This window comes from Pseudarthrobacter sp. BRE9 (genome assembly GCF_031844305.1).
Taxonomy (GTDB): Bacteria; Actinomycetota; Actinomycetes; order Actinomycetales; family Micrococcaceae; genus Arthrobacter.
Window position 1 is genome coordinate 437,902 of the sequence record NZ_JAUZUY010000001.1, and the last position, 15,367, is coordinate 453,268.

Consider the following 15,367-nt stretch of genomic DNA (forward strand, 5'->3'; position numbering starts at 1 on the left):
ACCCACACTACTTGCTGGCGGCGTGCTTTGGGCAGGGCGGGAAGTGCCCCGCCCTGCCCTCCGTGTCAGTTGCTCAGTTGCCTGCGTAAGGCGATACGACGACGTCGACCCGCTGGAATTCCTTCAGGTCCGAATAACCGGTGGTCGCCATGGAGCGCCGCAGCGCGCCAATGAGGTTGGACGTGCCGTTGGTGTGGTGGCCGGGTCCGAAGAGGACCTCCTCCAGCGGGCCCACGGTGCCGACGTTGGCGCGGTCACCGCGCGGCAGTTCCAGGTGGTGTGCCTCTTGGCCCCAGTGCCAGCCCTTGCCCGGCGCCTCTTCGGCGCGGGCAAGCGCGCTGCCCAGCATGACGGCGTCGGCGCCCATGGCGATTGCCTTGACGATGTCACCCGAGGTGCCCATGCCGCCGTCGGCAATGACGTGCACGTAACGCCCGCCGGACTCATCCATGTAATCCCGGCGGGCGGCAGCGACGTCGGAAATGGCGGAGGCCATGGGCGAGTGGATGCCCAGGGCGCGGCGCGTGGTGGTGGTTGCGCCGCCGCCGAAGCCGACCAGGACGCCTGCCGCGCCGGTGCGCATCAGGTGCAGCGCCGGGGTGTAGCCCGCGGCGCCGCCGACGATAACGGGGACATCGAGTTCGTAAATGAACTGCTTGAGGTTCAGCGGTTCGTGGTCCTTGGAGACGTGCTCGGCGGACACGGTGGTGCCACGGATGACAAAGATGTCGACGCCGGCAGCCACCACGGTCTTGTAGTGCTCCTGGGTGCGCTGCGGGGTCAGGGAACCGGCAACGGTGACACCGGCCTCACGGATCTCGGCCAGGCGGGACGTGATGAGCTCGGGCTGGATGGGGGCCTTGTACAGCTCCTGCATACGGCCGGTGACGGCGGGGCTGTTGGTCTCGTCCTGGAGCGCCGCGATCTCGTCGAGGATGGCCTGCGGGTCCTCGTAGCGGGTCCAGAGTCCTTCAAGGTCCAGGACACCCAGGCCGCCGAGCTTGCCCAGGGTGATGGCGGTCGCCGGGGACATGGCGGAGTCCATCGGGGCGGCGATGACCGGCATGTCGAACTGGTACGCGTCGATCTGCCAGGAGACGGAGACGTCCTTGGGGTCGCGGGTGCGACGGTTGGGGACGATTGCAATGTCATCCAGGGAGTAGGCACGACGCCCACGCTTGCCACGGCCGATCTCGATCTCATAAGTCACTGCTCTAGGTTATCCCAGCGGCCCCGCAGGTCCCGGACGGTGGCTACAGTGGCTTGATGGGCAGACGCTGGATCTTCGATGGGCACATCGCCGGCATTGGCACCGCCTCCGGACTGCGTGCGGTGGTTGGCATGTGGCAGGAGTCCCCTTTCGGGGCCTTCTCGGACGTCATGCTGCAGCAGCCCTCAGGGCACCGGCTGCTGCTGGCGCCGTCCCCCGGGGTGGCAGAGTTCATCGCGTCGACGTACAGCTTTGATGAGGTGCAGGTGGTGGATGTCAGTGCGGAACTGGCGGAAGGCACCTTGGCGGTCGACGCCGGCCCGCTGGCGATCCGGGCAGTCACCGGAGCGAGGACCTACCTCGGTTCGGCGCTGCGGGCAGTGCCCCGGCGCCTTTCAGTCCATCCGCGGTGGCTGTCCGCGGTCAGTCCGCTGGCTTCCCTGGCAGCTCCCGGCGCCCGCACCTACGGCTCGGCGGGCAGCGGCAGGGTCGAGTACTACGGTGTGACCGATCTGCACCATGTGACCTCCGCCGTCGTTTCATGGGAGGGCGCAGATGCCGGGGCGCTGGCCGCCATTCGCCCGGCAGTGACCTTCGGCTTCAGCAGCGTCCCGCCCCGGCCGGGCGTGGCGCGGGTACGCACCACTGTGGTGGGGGCTTAGAGTCCTCCGACTGCGGGGCCCACGTCAGCAGGGTTCCCTGGCCGAGCTTGCGAGGTTAGGGGGATGATGGGGACTGTCAGCTGGGATTCGAACATCCTGAAGTACCGGCCGCGCAACGCCACCAGCTCTTTGTGCGTGCCCTGCTCAACAATCTCTCCGTCCTCCAGCATGTATACGATGTCGGCCTTCTCAATGGTGGCGAGACGGTGGCTGATGGCGATGATGGTACTGCTGCGGTCCGCGAAAAGCCGGGTGAAGATGCGGTGCTCGGCAAGGGCATCGATGGCCGACGTCGGTTCGTCCATCACCATGAAGGACGCGTCCCGGTAAAAGTTCCGTGCCATTGCCAGGCGCTGCCACTGGCCGCCGGAAAGGCCGCTGCCCTTCCGCCCGCGGGGATCCTCCATCCAGTTGCTGACGTGGTTGTCCAGGCCGTTGGGCAGTCTGTTAATGAAGTCGAGGGCCTCGGCGTCGGCGGCCGCGCGCCTGATCCGTGAATCGTCACGCGGGCTTTCCACATCGCCGAAGTAAATGTTTTCGGCTGCCGTGGCGAACTCATACTTGAGGAACTCCTGGCTCAGCACCGCCAGATGACGGTGCCAGGAGGTGACGTCGACGGCGGCCAGGTCCACGCCGTCGAGCAGCACCTGGCCGGAGTCCGGACGGTAGAGCCCGGCGAGGATGCGGATCAGCGTGGACTTGCCGGCACCGTTCTCCCCCACGATGGCGATGTGCTGGCCTTGGCGGATGGTCATGCTGATGCCCCGGATCACCTCGATGTCGCTGCCGGTGTAGGTGAAGCGGATGTCCTTCAGTTCGACTTCCTTCGGCGCCTGGAGCAACGGCGGCGCGTGTTCGGAGTGCACCGGCATCGCCATGAACAACTCGTAGTCCTTGAGGTTGGCGAGGTCTTCGTCGATGGAGCTCAAGGAGGACACCAGATTGTTTGCGGTGGACAAGGCACGGCTGACGATCTGCTGTACGTACAGGAACTGGCCGACGGGCTGGGCGCGGGCGATGATCTGCCCCACTACCCAGATCAGCGAGACCACCTGCGCGCCGTACTGGAGCGCGTCCGCAGCCAGTTGCTTGGGGATGTAGCGCCGCTGGTAGTCGAGGCGTCGCCGTTCGTCCGCGTCCCGGAGCCGGGCGCGGAGGTCCATAAGGAAACCGACAATGCCGTAGAGCCGCATCTCAGCAATATGCTGCGGGCGGAGCAGGTTGGTTTCGATCATGCGGCGTTGGCGGCGTGAGTCCACCTGGGTGTTCCAGTGCGCAATTTGCTCCCTGGAGAGCTTGAACTGCAGGTACACACTGGGCACGATCGCGACGAGGACGATGACGGCGATCCACCAGCTGACCAATAACAGGGCGCCGATGGCCAGGATGACCGAGACCAGCTGTGTGAAGATGGCGGCGATTCGATCCAGGACCCGGGCGTAGGAATCGGAGAATCTCTTGGCGCGGTCGTAGAGGTCCACGGTTTCCTTGTCGTCGTAACGCCAGAATTCGAGGGCCAGGAAGCGCTCGTACATTTGGTCGCCCACGATGGCACCCACCTTGAAGCTCATCAGCTGCTGGATGTACCGGTCGATGCTGTTGAAAGCGCCCCAGAACAGGCCGAGTGCTGCGGTAATGATGACGTAGACAATGGCGAGCTGGCCTGCACCGGCATCGCCGCTGTAAGCCGCTGCCAGCGCCGTGGTGGTGAGCGCTGCGAAGTAGGTGGTCACCAGGGGAAGCACCGCCGAGATCAGCGAGCCGAGCACTTTCATGACCACGGCGCCCGGCGAGGCGCGGAAGCTGACCCGCAGCACTTGGGCTACGGCGCGGGCATAGGGACGAAGGGCAAGGCGCCGCTGCGGATCGCGCTTGGGGGTCAGCTCCGCCGGATGGCGTGGTGGGGGCATGGAATCAGCCTAGTGCTGGCTTGCGTCTGAAAGGGCAGCGCCGAACGATCCGCCGACGGACGGGAGGCACAGGTTATACCGACAGCACGAACGGCTTCGCGAAGAAATCCGCCCAGACGGGGTCCTCCGGTGACAGGTCGTTGAGGTCTATGAGTTGGTCATCGTCCGGTTCCCACGGTGGGAGGTCTTCGGGGCGGGCGTCGACGCACAGACTGGACGTGGACATCAGCCATTGTGGCCAGTGGGTTGGTTCGGGGTTTGGGTATTCGGGTTTGTAGTGCCGGCCGGAGGGTGAGGTCCAGCCGGGCGGTCCGTTTTGCGATGCGCCATAGGGGATCCATGGGCGTGCGTGTTTGAGCCGGTGGTGTTTGGGGCAGAGTTGTCCGAGGTTGCCGGCGCCTGTGGTGCCGCCGTGGTCCCAGGCGGTGAGGTGGTCGGTTTCGTTGTCGGAGGTGTGGTTGCTGCAGCCGGGGAAGGTGCATTTGCCGTCCCGCATCCGGATCCATTGCTTGATGGTCTCGGGCAGCCGGTAGCGGGTGCGGCCGATCTCGAGCGGGGCCCCGTCGCGGGGGTCGACCAGGACCCGGTAGAACGACTCCGCCCCGTCCGCGACGAGTTTGCGGGCCATCGATGCCGGGATCGGGCCCAAACCGTCCAACACCGCGGGTTCGTCCGTCTGGCCGAGGACGGAGAACACCGGCACCATCACCAGCACATCGGCACGCGGGGTGGGGACTCTGCCTGCCTCGGTGGTATTGCCTGCGCCGAGGAGGAGTGATGCTGCGATGTCGGGGCGGAGTTGGCTGAGGGTGCGGGGCTCGTCGGGACCTTGAAGGCCGCGGGCGGTGGCGGTGGTGCGGTTCCAAATCGCCGAAGCGGTGTGCCCGGGGAGACAGAGGGAGATCCAGGCCATGCCGTCGCGGTCCGGGGTGTATTCCATCCGCCGGTCCGCGACGCCCTTGGCGTGGCGTTTCTCCAGGGTTTCGGGGTAGTGGCGTTCCCGCCAGGCGCGAACCTTGGCCCGGAACCGGGACGGCACGAGCTCACCGGGGGCTGCGCCGCGGGCGGGGTTGGGCGCGTCAGGGTCGAAGAAGTGCGCCACCAGCGCGGCGGCACCGTCCGGGGACAGGCCTTCGGTCTCGTCGGCAACAATCCTGGCGTGCTGCCAGGACAAGGCCCCGGCGGCCAAAGCGTCCAGGACAGGCGGCAGCGAACACACCCGCCGGGACTGCTCCATGAACGCCCCGGCAGCACCGGAACTGATGGTCAGGACCCCGGCGATCTCCTCCACGGCTGATATCTCCGCGAAGGTGCGCTCATGCACCGGCGCGTCCGGAGCAAGCATCGCGTGCTGGATCTCAACGGCCTCGGCGACATCGCGGGCCTTGACCGCGGCGAGCTGCGCCTCCAGCCGCTTCACCACCTCCAGCCGGGTCAGCCGGAGCTCAAACCGCCGCTGCAACACATCCACATCAGCACCAACACCAACACCAACGCCGGCCCCGGCAGCCAGGAGACCGTCCTCACGGTCCAGCGCATCAAGGGCAGCAACAGAGGCATGAACACCCTCCAAAGCCACCCCACCACCTGCGCCGATTCCCATACGAACATCATCCAACGGGGGTCTGACAATCAAAGGTGCGGCGCCCTCATAAAGGGCAAACAAGAGGAGGCAGGGTCACCCCTGCCTCCTCGTGTCCATGCTTTGTCAGCGGCCTTGAGCCGCCCGCAACCTAGCGGGAACCGTAGTTCGGTGCCTCGACGGTCATCTGGATGTCGTGCGGGTGCGATTCCTTCAGCCCTGCAGAAGTGATTCGGACAAACTTCCCGCGGGCCTTCAGCTCGGGAATCGTCGGCGCGCCCGTGTAGAACATGGTCTGGCGCAGGCCGCCAACCAGCTGGTACGCAACGGAGGACAGCGGCCCGCGGTAAGCCACGCGGCCTTCGATGCCTTCGGGGATCAGCTTGTCGTCGCCGGACACGTCGGCCTGGAAGTAGCGGTCCTTCGAGTAGGACGTGTTCTTGCCGCGCGACTGCATGGCGCCCAGGGAGCCCATGCCGCGGTAGGACTTGAACTGCTTGCCGTTGACGAAGATGAGCTCGCCCGGGGACTCGTCGCAACCGGCCAGGAGCGAGCCCAGCATGACGGTGTCTGCTCCGGCCACCAGCGCCTTGCCGATGTCGCCCGAGTACTGCAGGCCGCCGTCGGCAATGAGGGGAACCCCGGCAGGGACGGCTGCCTTGGCGGATTCGTAGATGGCGGTGATCTGCGGGACGCCCACGCCGGCCACGACGCGGGTGGTGCAGATGGACCCAGGACCCACGCCCACCTTGATGCCGTCGGCACCGGCGTCGATCAGTGCCTGGGCGCCCTCGCGGGTGGCAGCCTGGCCGCCGATGATGTCCACGTGCGCGGCAACGGGGTCGGACTTCAGCCTGCGGATCATGTCCAGCACGCCCTGCGAGTGGCCGTTGGCGGTGTCCACGAAGAGGGCGTCGACGCCGGCGTCCACCAGTGCCATGGCCCGCTCCCAGCCGTCGCCGAAGAAGCCGATGGCGGCACCCACGCGGAGCCGGCCTTCGTCGTCCTTGGTGGCCAGCGGGTACTGCTCGGCCTTGGTGAAGTCCTTGGTGGTGATCAGGCCCTTGAGCCGGCCCTGGTCGTCCACCAGCGGGAGCTTTTCGATCTTGTTGGTTGCCAGCTTGTGGGATGCTTCCTCACGGCTGATTCCCACGTGCCCCGTGACCAGGGGCATCTTGGTCATGACGTCGCTGACAAGCCGCAGCGGGAAGTCGGATTCGGGTACGAAGCGGGTGTCGCGGTTGGTGACGATGCCCAGCAGGCGGTTGTCCTCGTCCACCACGGGCAGGCCGGAGACGCGGTAGTGGGCGCAGAGATCGTCCAGTTCGCGCAGCGTGGCTTCGGGGCGGATGGTCAGCGGGTTCGTGATCATCCCCGACTCGCTCCGCTTGACCCGGTCCACCTGGTCCGCCTGGTCGGCGATGGACAGGTTGCGGTGCACCACGCCCAGGCCGCCCTGGCGGGCCATGGCGATGGCCATGCGGGATTCGGTGACGGTGTCCATGGCGGCGGAGAGCAGCGGGGTCTGCACCGTGATCCGCTTGGAGATCCGCGAAGAGGTGTCTGCCTCGGACGGGATGACGTTGGTGTGGCCCGGCAGGAGCAGGACGTCGTCGTAGGTCAGGCCGATAAAGCCAAAGGGGTCGTGTTGGGGCTCGGTCATGAGTGCGCCTCTTACCTTGGTTGCTGGGTCACGGGTAGGGGTTGCAGCCGATGACCAGCCCGTTATTACGGAACTGGCCTGTGCAGACGATCCTGCGGGAGTACCATGCAAGAACGGCGCTCCGGGGGCAGAAAGTGTTGAGTAAATATTAGAACCTTGGCGACGATCCCCCTATTCCACGCCGCCAATGTGAGCAACCGCACCCGAAAGAAGCGCTCAGCTCCAGCCCGTTGCGGCCAGCAGCCGCTGCTCGAACATGGGAATCATGGTCTCCACATAGGTCCTGGTCAGGTGGTTGTCGTCCTTGTAGACGTACACGTTCCCAACTACTGCAGGGCAGACACCCCGGGCACAGATGAAGTCGCTCAGGTCCATCAGGTGCAGCCCGGGCAGCCTGCCGCGGTAATTCTCCAAGGGCGACGGCTCCACCAGGGACTCGGCGAGCGAGGGGTTGCAAGCGGGCGACCCGGCACCGTTCCGTTGCGCGCACTGGGGCATGTTGAAAGTGAATCTTGGGTTGTCGCGGATGCCCACGATCTCGATTCCCGCGTCAGCGAACGGCTTCACGCCCTCAAGGTATCCAGGCACTTCGGTTTCGAACGGGGCATCCTCATGGGTCAGCGACGCCACGGTGAACACCGCATCCGGGCGGTGTTCCAGGACGTAGGCGGAGCTGGCCTTGTTGTAGGCGTTGCACTCGGCTTTCCTGGTCTCCGACTCGGCACCGAACCGGCACGCGGGCATCAGCAGGGTCACCAGTTCCCAGCCGCGCGCGGCTGCCACGGGAGCCAGCGCGGCCAGGTACTGCTGGGCATGGGAGTCGCCCAGCACCACGATGCGCTTGGTTGACTGTTCCTCCGGGAGCTCCTGCCGGCACCCCTCCAGGAGTGGGTCGCTGGTGGCGTTGGCACCGGCGCAGGGCGAGTCGATCCCGGCCCAGTCATTGTCCAGGGCGGTAGGCCCGGGAATGGTCCGGGCCCTGGGCGCAGGACTGTTTTCGTTCTCCGGCGCAAGTGCCAGGGCGCCGGGCGTGAGCTCACGGGGCTGTGCCGCCGTCGCGCTTTCCTCCGCGGTGAGCGACGTCTGCCAGACGGCGACGGGACCGGCCAGCATGGCGCCGCAGGCAACAATGACGACGGCCGTCCGCCAGGCGCGGAGCTTGGGCCAGTGCCAGTCGCGCAAGGGTTTTTCGACGAAGCGGGTGGTCAGGACAGCAAGGACGATTGAGGCGCCGACGATGGCGAGTCCCTGCTTGAGGTTGGGCGCCTCAACGCCGGTGGCCGCGAGCGCCAGCACCAGGACGGGCCAGTGCCAGAGGTACAGCGCGTAGGAGTTGTCACCCAGGGCGACGGCGGGCCGGCTGCTGAGGAGCCGGTCGACGCCGAAGCGGCTGCCGGTCCGCCCTGCCACGATGATCGCCGCCGCGGCCACCGTCGGCCACAGCGCCACGTAGCCGGGGAACGACCGGTCGACGGTCAGGACCAGCCCGCAGGACACCATGGCTGCCAGTCCCGCCCAGCCCAAAGCGACCCGCAGCACGCGGCCGGGTTTGAGGTAGGGCAGCACCAGTGCCAGCAGTGATCCCAGCGCAAACTCCCAGAGCCGGGCGCAGGTATCAAAATATGCGTAGGCCTGGTTGAGGGCCGTCTGGTCAACGGAGTAGGCCAGCGACACCACCAGCACTGCGCCAAATACCACGGCCAGCAGCCCGCTGTAGGTCAGCCCCTGGAGGCGGGGAACCCGGCGGAGCCGGTTCAGCACGGCAGCGGTGGAGGCGAAGATGATCGGCCACAGGATGAAGACCTGACCCTGGATGGACAGGGACCAGAAATGCTGCAGCGGGCTGGCACCGGCATGGTCCTGCGCGTAGTAGTCCACGGCGGTGTCAGCCAGGAGCCAGTTCTGCCGGTAAAGGAGCGATGCCCATGCCTGGTCCAGCACCAGCGGCCAGCGGCCCTGCGGCAGGATCAGCCAGGTGCCTGCCAGGACTCCGAGGATCACCACGACGGCGGCGGGCAGCAGGCGCTTGAAAAGGTGCAGCCAGTGCGCCATCAGCCGGAAGGGGTGGCCGGATTCTGCCTTGCGGACGAAGGACAGGGTGAGCAGGAAAGCCGAAATCAGCAGGAAGATATCCACTCCCCCGGACACGCGGCCCAACCAGACGTGGTAGGCCACCACCATCAGGACGGCAAGGGCCCGGAGCCCCTGGACCTCGGGGCGGAAAGTGGGTTTTCGTTTCCTGTTCGCGGCACTGGACTGCGGTTCAGGTGCCTTCGGGGTTTCCGTTATCGACACTAGAACCTCTCAGAACGCCCGCCAGCCAAAACATCAAGCCTAGCCAAGGCGTTCTGCAACGGCCAATCACAGCTCCTGTTCGGACTATGCTGGCCCCAACCATTGAAGGGAGCCGGCATGGTTGTCCAGCTGCGGATTTGCGTGCCCGGGGAGCTGTCTGCCGTGACCCTGAAGACGTGCCGCGACCAGCGGGGAGCGGCAGAAGTTGCATTGGCTGCGGGTGCGTCAGTGGTTCCGCGGGGCGATGTCATTGAGGTCCTGATCGCCCGGGAGGCAGTGGAGGAACTGCTCGAGAAGCTGGAGATCCTGAAGATCCGGGACGTGGGCTCCATTTCCATGAACACCCCGGAATTCGTCCTGTCCACGAATGCTGACCGGGCAGAGCAGGCTGCACCCGGGGACGGCGCGGACGCCGTGATCTGGGATGACGTGACCCGGCAAACGGGCGAGGATTCCCGGTTAACGTGGAACTTCCTTGCTTTCCTGGTGCTGGCAACCCAGCTCGCCGGAATTGGGATCGTGACGGACTCCCCCATTGCAATTGTGGGCGCCATGGCGGTCGGGCCCGAGTTCGGGCCGCTGGCCGCACTGGCCGTCTCGCTTGCCACCCGCCAGTGGCGGCTTGGCAGGCGCGCGGCAGTTGCACTGTGCGTGGGCTTCCCGGTTGCCATGCTGTTCACGGCACTGATGGCATGGCTGTCGGTGCCACTCGGTCTTTTCCCGCACGATGCTTTGGAGAAGGGGTCCGCGGTGGAATTCATCTACCACCCGGGCCCGTACTCACTGATTGTCGCCGTCCTGGCAGGGATCGCTGGAATGCTCTCCATCATCGGCCGGCGCTCCGCGGCCCTGATCGGCGTCTTCATCTCGGTAACCACCGTGCCCGCGGCAGGATATGTTGCGGTGGCCTTGGTCCTGGGTGAATACCAGAAGGCGACCGGCTCCGCCCTCCAGTTGCTGCTAAACCTCGTGGGCATCGTGGTGGCCGCCCTCGCGGTTTTGTTTTTCTACCGGGTGGTTTCCAGGCGCCTGCCCCACGGGGTGGCTCGGAACCTCGAACGGCGCCGGAGCGGGCCGCGCAACCGCTAAGAACGCCTCCGGCTAAGAACGCATAAGGGCGCGCAAGGTCTGGATGGTGTCCGCTTCGGCCGGAGTTTTGTCGTCGCGGTAGCGCTTGACCCGGGCAAACCTCAGGGCGATGCCGCCGGGATAGCGCGGCGACTGCTGCACGCCGTCGATGGCGATTTCGACGACGGTGACCGGCTCAACCCAGACAGTTCCGGCGGTGCGCCGCACCTCAAGCTCCTGGAACCGCTCCGTCTGCCATCGCAGCAGTTCATCGGTGAGGCCCTTGAACGTCTTGCCCACCATCACATAGCCGCCGGGTTCACCGAACTCCCCGTCAGGATCAAGGGCGCCAAGGTGCAGGTTGGACAGCATCCCGGTGCGGCGCCCGGACCCCCATTCGCAGGCCAGCACCACCAGGTCGTATGTGAGCACCGGCTTGACCTTCACCCAGTTGGACCCGCGCCGACCCGCAGCGTAGGTGGACCCGATCGCCTTCACCACAACGCCCTCGTGCCCCGCGGCAAGCGCGTCCTGCGACACCCGTTCCGCAACGGCCGGATCACCCGTGACCTCCCCCGGTATCCGGTACTTCGGCGCGATGCGCTCAAGTTCACTGATCCGCGCGGCCAGCGGCTCATCGAGCAGGTCCCGGCCATCGATATGCAGCACGTCGAAGAACCAAGGATGCAGCACCGTTTCGCGCACAGCGTCCGCACCGAAGCGCGCCATGGTTTCCTGGAACGGCCGCGGTCCGCCTTCCTCGTCCAGGGCCAGGGTTTCGCCGTCAAGGATCACGTCCCGCAGCGGCAGTCCGCGCACTACTTCCACCACTTCAGGGAGCCGGTGGGTGACGTCGGCGAGGTTGCGGGTAAAGATGCTGACATCCTCGCCCGCCCGGTGCACCTGGATGCGGGCGCCGTCGAGCTTGTATTCCACCGACGCCTCCCCGGTGGCTTCCAGGGCTGCGCCGGGGCTGGAAGCGGTGGCGGCGAGCATGGGCTGCACGGGGCGGCCGACCATCAGGCCGACGGCGTCAAGCTCGGCTTCGGTGCCCGTGATGGCCAGCAGGGCTGTTCCGCCCAGGTCGCCGGAAAGCATCGCGGCACGCCGCACGGCGGCAACGGGCTTGCCGGCAGCACGGGCAACAGCATCGGTCAGCACTCCCTCCAGGGCACCGGTGCGGAGCTCGCCAAGGAGGACCCCTGCGATGAATGACTGCTCAGGCGCGGTGGCAGCCGCCATCAGCTTCCGGAGGGTAGTCGCCCGCCCGGCGCCCGATCCGGTTCCCGCCGTGGCAAGCAGCCGGTCCAGGGCGGCGTCGAGGCCGGCAACGGTGAGGGTTGGCTCGACGGCGGGCTCCTCCTTGGCCGCCGCCACGGCGCTCCAGCCGACACCGACGCGTCCCTGGCGCGGCTTGGCAACAAGCAAGCCCACCGCCGTCGGGATTTCTGCCGGGTCAAGCCGGCCCAGCAGCTGGGCCAGCGCATCCACCTTCGCCAGCCGGGAGCGGGTGGAAGTGAGGGCCTCCGCGGTTTTAACGAGCTCAAGGAGCAGCATGGCACCATCCTGCCACGGGCACTGGACAGGCCCCCGGCGCTGTTCCAGAATGGGCGCGTGGGACTCATCGTAGCGAACCTGTTCATCACCCTCGACGGCGTGTACCAAGCGCCCGGCGGCCGGGAAGAAGACCCTGAAGGCAGCTTTGCCTTTGGCGGCTGGCAGGCGCCCGTCTCCGATGACGAGGCCGGCGCGGCCATCGCCGCCGGGATCGGCCGCATGGACGCCCTGCTCCTCGGCAGGAAGACCTACGACATCTTTGCCGGCTATTGGCCGCACCAGTCCGGGGACATTGCGGATACGCTGAACCGGGTCCCCAAGTTTGTGGTGTCCGGCTCCCTCACTGATCCGGACTGGGCAGGCACCACCGTGCTGCCGGATGCCGTGGCGGCGGGCAGGCTGCGTGACGAGTACCAGCAGGTGCACATGTTCGGCAGCGGGGTCCTCATCCGATCATTGCTCGAAGCAGAGGTGCTGGACCGCCTTCATCTCTGGCTTTACCCGCTCGCCCTGGGGCAGGGCAAGCGCCTGTTCGACGACGGGACCGTGCCCGCCACTTTCCGCCTCGCCGAGCCGGTACGCAGCTTTCCGAAGGGAGCTGTGTCGCTGGTTTACGAGCGGGCGGGCGGAGTCGAAACGGCCGAGATGGATGCGGGCTGATACCGGCAGCCCCCCTAACGCAGTTTCCTTTCTGCAGGCGACAAAAAACCGGCCCAGCTGATGCTGGACCGGTTCTTTGTGACTACAGGGGCTGGGCCCTTAGTGGCTGTGGCCTGCGTGCTCGTCCTCTTCAGCCGGCTTCTCCACCACAAGGGTCTCGGTGGTGAGAACCAGGGCGGCGATGGAGGCCGCGTTGCGGAGGGCTGCACGGGTGACCTTGACGGGGTCGATGACGCCCGCGCCGATCAGGTCCTCGTACTCGCCGGACTTGGCGTTGAATCCGTTGTTGATCTCGAGGTCAGCAACCTTGGCGGTCACCACGTAACCGTCGAAGCCTGCGTTCTGGGCGATCCAGCGCAGCGGCTGCACCAGTGCGCGGCGGACAATGCCGACGGCGGCGGCAGCGTCGCCTTCGAGGGCGTTCACGGCGGCGTCCTCATCCAGTGCCTTGAGGGCGTGGATCAGGGCGGAGCCGCCGCCGGCCACGATGCCTTCTTCGAGGGCAGCGCGGGTGGAGGACACGGCATCCTCGATGCGGTGCTTCTTTTCCTTCAGCTCAACCTCGGTTGCGGCACCGACCTTGATGACGCCGATGCCGCCGGCCAGCTTGGCCAGCCGCTCCTGGAGCTTTTCGCGGTCCCAGTCGGAGTCGGTGCGGGTGACCTCGGCACGCAGCTGGGCAACGCGTGCGGCGACGTCCTCGGCCGAGCCGGCGCCGTCGACGATGGTGGTGTTGTCCTTGGTGACGGTGATGCGGCGGGCAGTACCCAGCACCTCCAGGCCAACGGTGTCCAGGCTCAGGCCCAGCTCCGGGGAGACAACCTGCGCACCGGTGAGGGTGGCGATGTCCTGCAGCATGGCCTTGCGGCGGTCACCGAAGCCGGGAGCCTTGACGGCAACAACGTTCAGGGTGCCGCGGATGCGGTTGACGATCAGCGTGGACAGGGCCTCGCCCTCGACGTCCTCGGCGATGATGAACAGCGGCTTGGAAGCCTGAAGCGCCTTTTCCAGCAGCGGCAGGAATTCCTGGATCGAGGAGATCTTGCCCTGGTTGATCAGGATGAGCGCGTCCTCGAGGACTGCTTCCTGGCGTTCCGCGTCAGTGACGAAGTACGGGGACAGGTAGCCCTTGTCGAACTGCATGCCCTCGGTGAGGACCAGTTCGGTCTGGGTGGTGGAGGACTCTTCGATGGTGATGACGCCATCCTTGCCCACCTTGCCGAAGGCCTCGGCGAGGAGCTCGCCGATTTCGTCGCTCTGCGCCGAGATGGCGGCAACGTTGGCCACCTGGGTGCCTTCGACCGGACGGGCGTTCTCCAGCAGGCGGGCAGCCACGGCTTCAACCGCAACTTCAATGCCGCGCTTGATCTGGCCGGGGGCAGCGCCCGCTGCCACGTTGCGCAGGCCTTCCTTGACCAGTGCCTGGGCCAGGACGGTGGCGGTGGTGGTGCCGTCGCCGGCAACATCGTTGGTCTTGGTGGCTACTTCCTTGGCCAGCTGGGCGCCAAGGTTCTCGTAGGGGTCGTCCAGCTCCACTTCGCGGGCGATGGTGACGCCGTCGTTCGTGATGGTGGGGGCGCCCCACTTCTTGTCCAGGACGACGTTGCGGCCGCGGGGGCCGAGCGTCACCTTGACGGTGTTCGCGAGCTTATCGATGCCGGCCTCAAGGGACCGGCGGGCAGCGTCATTAAACGCAAGCTGCTTTGCCATGGTTGTGTCCTTTCAAAGACAGAACCCCGCACCTCCGGCCAGCATGAGCATGGCCGGCGGCACGGGGATCCGAAGAGTTACTTGACGACGATGGCCAGGACGTCGCGGGCGGACAGCACGAGGTATTCGGTGCCGCCGGTCTTGACTTCGGTTCCGCCGTACTTGGAGTAGATGACGACGTCGCCAACGGCTACGTCAACGGGGACGCGGTTGCCATCTTCGAAGCGGCCGGGGCCTACTGCAACAACTTCGCCTTCCTGCGGCTTCTCCTGCGCGGAGTCCGGGATAACCAGGCCGGAAGCCGTGGTCTGCTCGGCTTCGAGCGGGCGGACAACGATACGATCCTCAAGAGGCTTAATAGAGACCGACACTCGGACCTCTCCTTTTCGTCAGCAAATTCGTGGACTGGAAAGCTTTCCGCCGTAGCTGGCAAACCGTCGTCGCGGTGCCGGCAGCAGCCTGGCTGGCAGCTCTTCATGTATTAGCACCCTCCTAGGGAGAGTGCTAATGAAGACTCTATGTAAGGGTTAGCACTCGGTCAAGGCGAGTGCCAACGTTTCGTCATGGGCGTACGCCTTTTCCGGTTCGGACGACGGCGGCCGAGGGGCGCCGGGCACGCTCCCCTAGCGGCCCAGGTCGTCGAAGTCCACGTCTTCGCCGCCGTCGGCGTCGCCGCCGCCCGGCTTCCGTCCGCGGTAAAGCACCCAGCCGGCCACCGCTGCGGCAAGCAGCGCAATAACGAGGAAGAAGGTGCTTCCCGCCCGGGCGCCGTCGTACAGCCCGCGGATATCCCGGGACTCCTGGGTGTTGTCCTGGATGTCGTTGCCGCCCACCGAATAGACGGTGGCGTTGAACGTGTCCAGCAGGAAAATGATCACCAGCAGGGCGAGGCAGACCACCGCAACTACGGCCGCGGCGATCAGGACGGGACGGGCAAACCTTGCCATACCGCGGTCCCTGGGTTGGTGTCCGCCGGGCTCCACGGGGGCTGCGCTGTCATCCATGGTTTCAACAGTATCGGCATCCCGGCCCCGCGCTCCTCCACTAGGC

The 15,367-nt window shown here is 66.4% G+C and carries 12 protein-coding genes; 3 read left to right on the top strand and 9 right to left on the bottom strand.

Annotated features, from left to right (window positions below; all coding sequences use genetic code 11):
• Positions 1–73 precede the first annotated feature (73 nt).
• Positions 74–1,210, bottom strand: a complete 1,137-nt coding sequence (locus Q9R31_RS01970; protein ID WP_142031892.1) for a GuaB3 family IMP dehydrogenase-related protein — start codon at positions 1,208–1,210, stop codon at positions 74–76.
• Positions 1,211–1,266: 56 nt separating this feature from the next.
• Between Q9R31_RS01970 and Q9R31_RS01975 the strand changes: the two genes are divergently transcribed.
• The gene (locus tag Q9R31_RS01975) at positions 1,267–1,872 is read left to right on the top strand and encodes a hypothetical protein (RefSeq protein ID WP_311261082.1); all 606 of its coding nucleotides are present in this window, start codon (positions 1,267–1,269) and stop codon (positions 1,870–1,872) included.
• Here the strand turns inward: Q9R31_RS01975 and Q9R31_RS01980 are convergent.
• The 4 genes from Q9R31_RS01980 to Q9R31_RS01995 all read right to left on the bottom strand — a co-directional run bounded on the left by Q9R31_RS01980 (position 1,869) and on the right by Q9R31_RS01995 (position 9,316).
• Positions 1,869–3,782 (bottom strand): ABC transporter ATP-binding protein, encoded by a 1,914-nt coding sequence (locus tag Q9R31_RS01980; protein WP_311261083.1) that lies wholly within the window; start codon positions 3,780–3,782, stop codon positions 1,869–1,871. The genes Q9R31_RS01975 and Q9R31_RS01980 overlap by 4 nt on opposite strands.
• A 73-nt stretch (positions 3,783–3,855) precedes the next feature.
• Complete coding sequence (locus Q9R31_RS01985) at positions 3,856–5,385, bottom strand: DUF222 domain-containing protein (RefSeq protein ID WP_311261084.1); 1,530 nt, start codon at positions 5,383–5,385, stop codon at positions 3,856–3,858.
• A 130-nt stretch (positions 5,386–5,515) separates the two neighbouring features.
• Positions 5,516–7,027, bottom strand: a complete 1,512-nt coding sequence (gene guaB / locus Q9R31_RS01990; protein WP_311261085.1) for an IMP dehydrogenase — start codon at positions 7,025–7,027, stop codon at positions 5,516–5,518.
• 216 nt (positions 7,028–7,243) lie between these two features.
• Complete coding sequence (locus Q9R31_RS01995) at positions 7,244–9,316, bottom strand: acyltransferase family protein (protein WP_311261621.1); 2,073 nt, start codon at positions 9,314–9,316, stop codon at positions 7,244–7,246.
• Between the two features lie 123 nt (positions 9,317–9,439).
• Between Q9R31_RS01995 and Q9R31_RS02000 the strand changes: the two genes are divergently transcribed.
• Positions 9,440–10,411: a DUF389 domain-containing protein gene (locus Q9R31_RS02000; protein WP_311261086.1), complete on the top strand. Its 972-nt coding sequence runs from the start codon at positions 9,440–9,442 to the stop codon at positions 10,409–10,411.
• Between the two features lie 12 nt (positions 10,412–10,423).
• On the opposite strand, the gene Q9R31_RS02005 is transcribed toward Q9R31_RS02000, so the two are convergent.
• Complete coding sequence (locus Q9R31_RS02005) at positions 10,424–11,947, bottom strand: ATP-dependent DNA ligase (RefSeq protein WP_311261087.1); 1,524 nt, start codon at positions 11,945–11,947, stop codon at positions 10,424–10,426.
• A gap of 57 nt (positions 11,948–12,004) precedes the next feature.
• Between Q9R31_RS02005 and Q9R31_RS02010 the strand changes: the two genes are divergently transcribed.
• Entirely contained in the window at positions 12,005–12,607 is a 603-nt protein-coding gene (locus tag Q9R31_RS02010) for a dihydrofolate reductase family protein (RefSeq protein ID WP_311261088.1), read from the top strand.
• Positions 12,608–12,706: 99 nt separating this feature from the next.
• Here Q9R31_RS02010 and groL read toward each other — a convergent pair whose 3' ends face one another.
• The 3 genes from groL to Q9R31_RS02025 all read right to left on the bottom strand — a co-directional run bounded on the left by groL (position 12,707) and on the right by Q9R31_RS02025 (position 15,321).
• Entirely contained in the window at positions 12,707–14,317 is a 1,611-nt protein-coding gene (gene groL, locus Q9R31_RS02015) for a chaperonin GroEL (protein WP_311261089.1), read from the bottom strand.
• 77 nt (positions 14,318–14,394) lie between these two features.
• Entirely contained in the window at positions 14,395–14,688 is a 294-nt protein-coding gene (gene groES / locus Q9R31_RS02020; RefSeq protein ID WP_003805290.1) for a co-chaperone GroES, read from the bottom strand.
• Between the two features lie 252 nt (positions 14,689–14,940).
• Positions 14,941–15,321 carry a hypothetical protein gene (locus Q9R31_RS02025; protein ID WP_311261090.1) on the bottom strand — a complete coding sequence of 127 codons (381 nt, stop codon included), beginning with the start codon at positions 15,319–15,321 and terminating at the stop codon, positions 14,941–14,943.
• Between the last annotated feature and the right edge of the window lie 46 nt (positions 15,322–15,367).

What these genes read in the sequence shown, in the direction of transcription:
- Q9R31_RS01975 (WP_311261082.1), top strand. Translation starts at nt 1,267, where the DNA reads ATGGGCAGACGCTGGATCTTCGATGGGCACATCGCCGGCATTGGCACC.
- Q9R31_RS01980 (WP_311261083.1), bottom strand. Translation starts at nt 3,782, where the DNA reads ATGCCCCCACCACGCCATCCGGCGGAGCTGACCCCCAAGCGCGATCCG.
- Q9R31_RS01985 (WP_311261084.1), bottom strand. Translation starts at nt 5,385, where the DNA reads ATGGGAATCGGCGCAGGTGGTGGGGTGGCTTTGGAGGGTGTTCATGCC.
- guaB (WP_311261085.1), bottom strand. Translation starts at nt 7,027, where the DNA reads ATGACCGAGCCCCAACACGACCCCTTTGGCTTTATCGGCCTGACCTAC.
- Q9R31_RS02000 (WP_311261086.1), top strand. Translation starts at nt 9,440, where the DNA reads ATGGTTGTCCAGCTGCGGATTTGCGTGCCCGGGGAGCTGTCTGCCGTG.
- Q9R31_RS02005 (WP_311261087.1), bottom strand. Translation starts at nt 11,947, where the DNA reads ATGCTGCTCCTTGAGCTCGTTAAAACCGCGGAGGCCCTCACTTCCACC.
- groL (WP_311261089.1), bottom strand. Translation starts at nt 14,317, where the DNA reads ATGGCAAAGCAGCTTGCGTTTAATGACGCTGCCCGCCGGTCCCTTGAG.
- Q9R31_RS02025 (WP_311261090.1), bottom strand. Translation starts at nt 15,321, where the DNA reads ATGGATGACAGCGCAGCCCCCGTGGAGCCCGGCGGACACCAACCCAGG.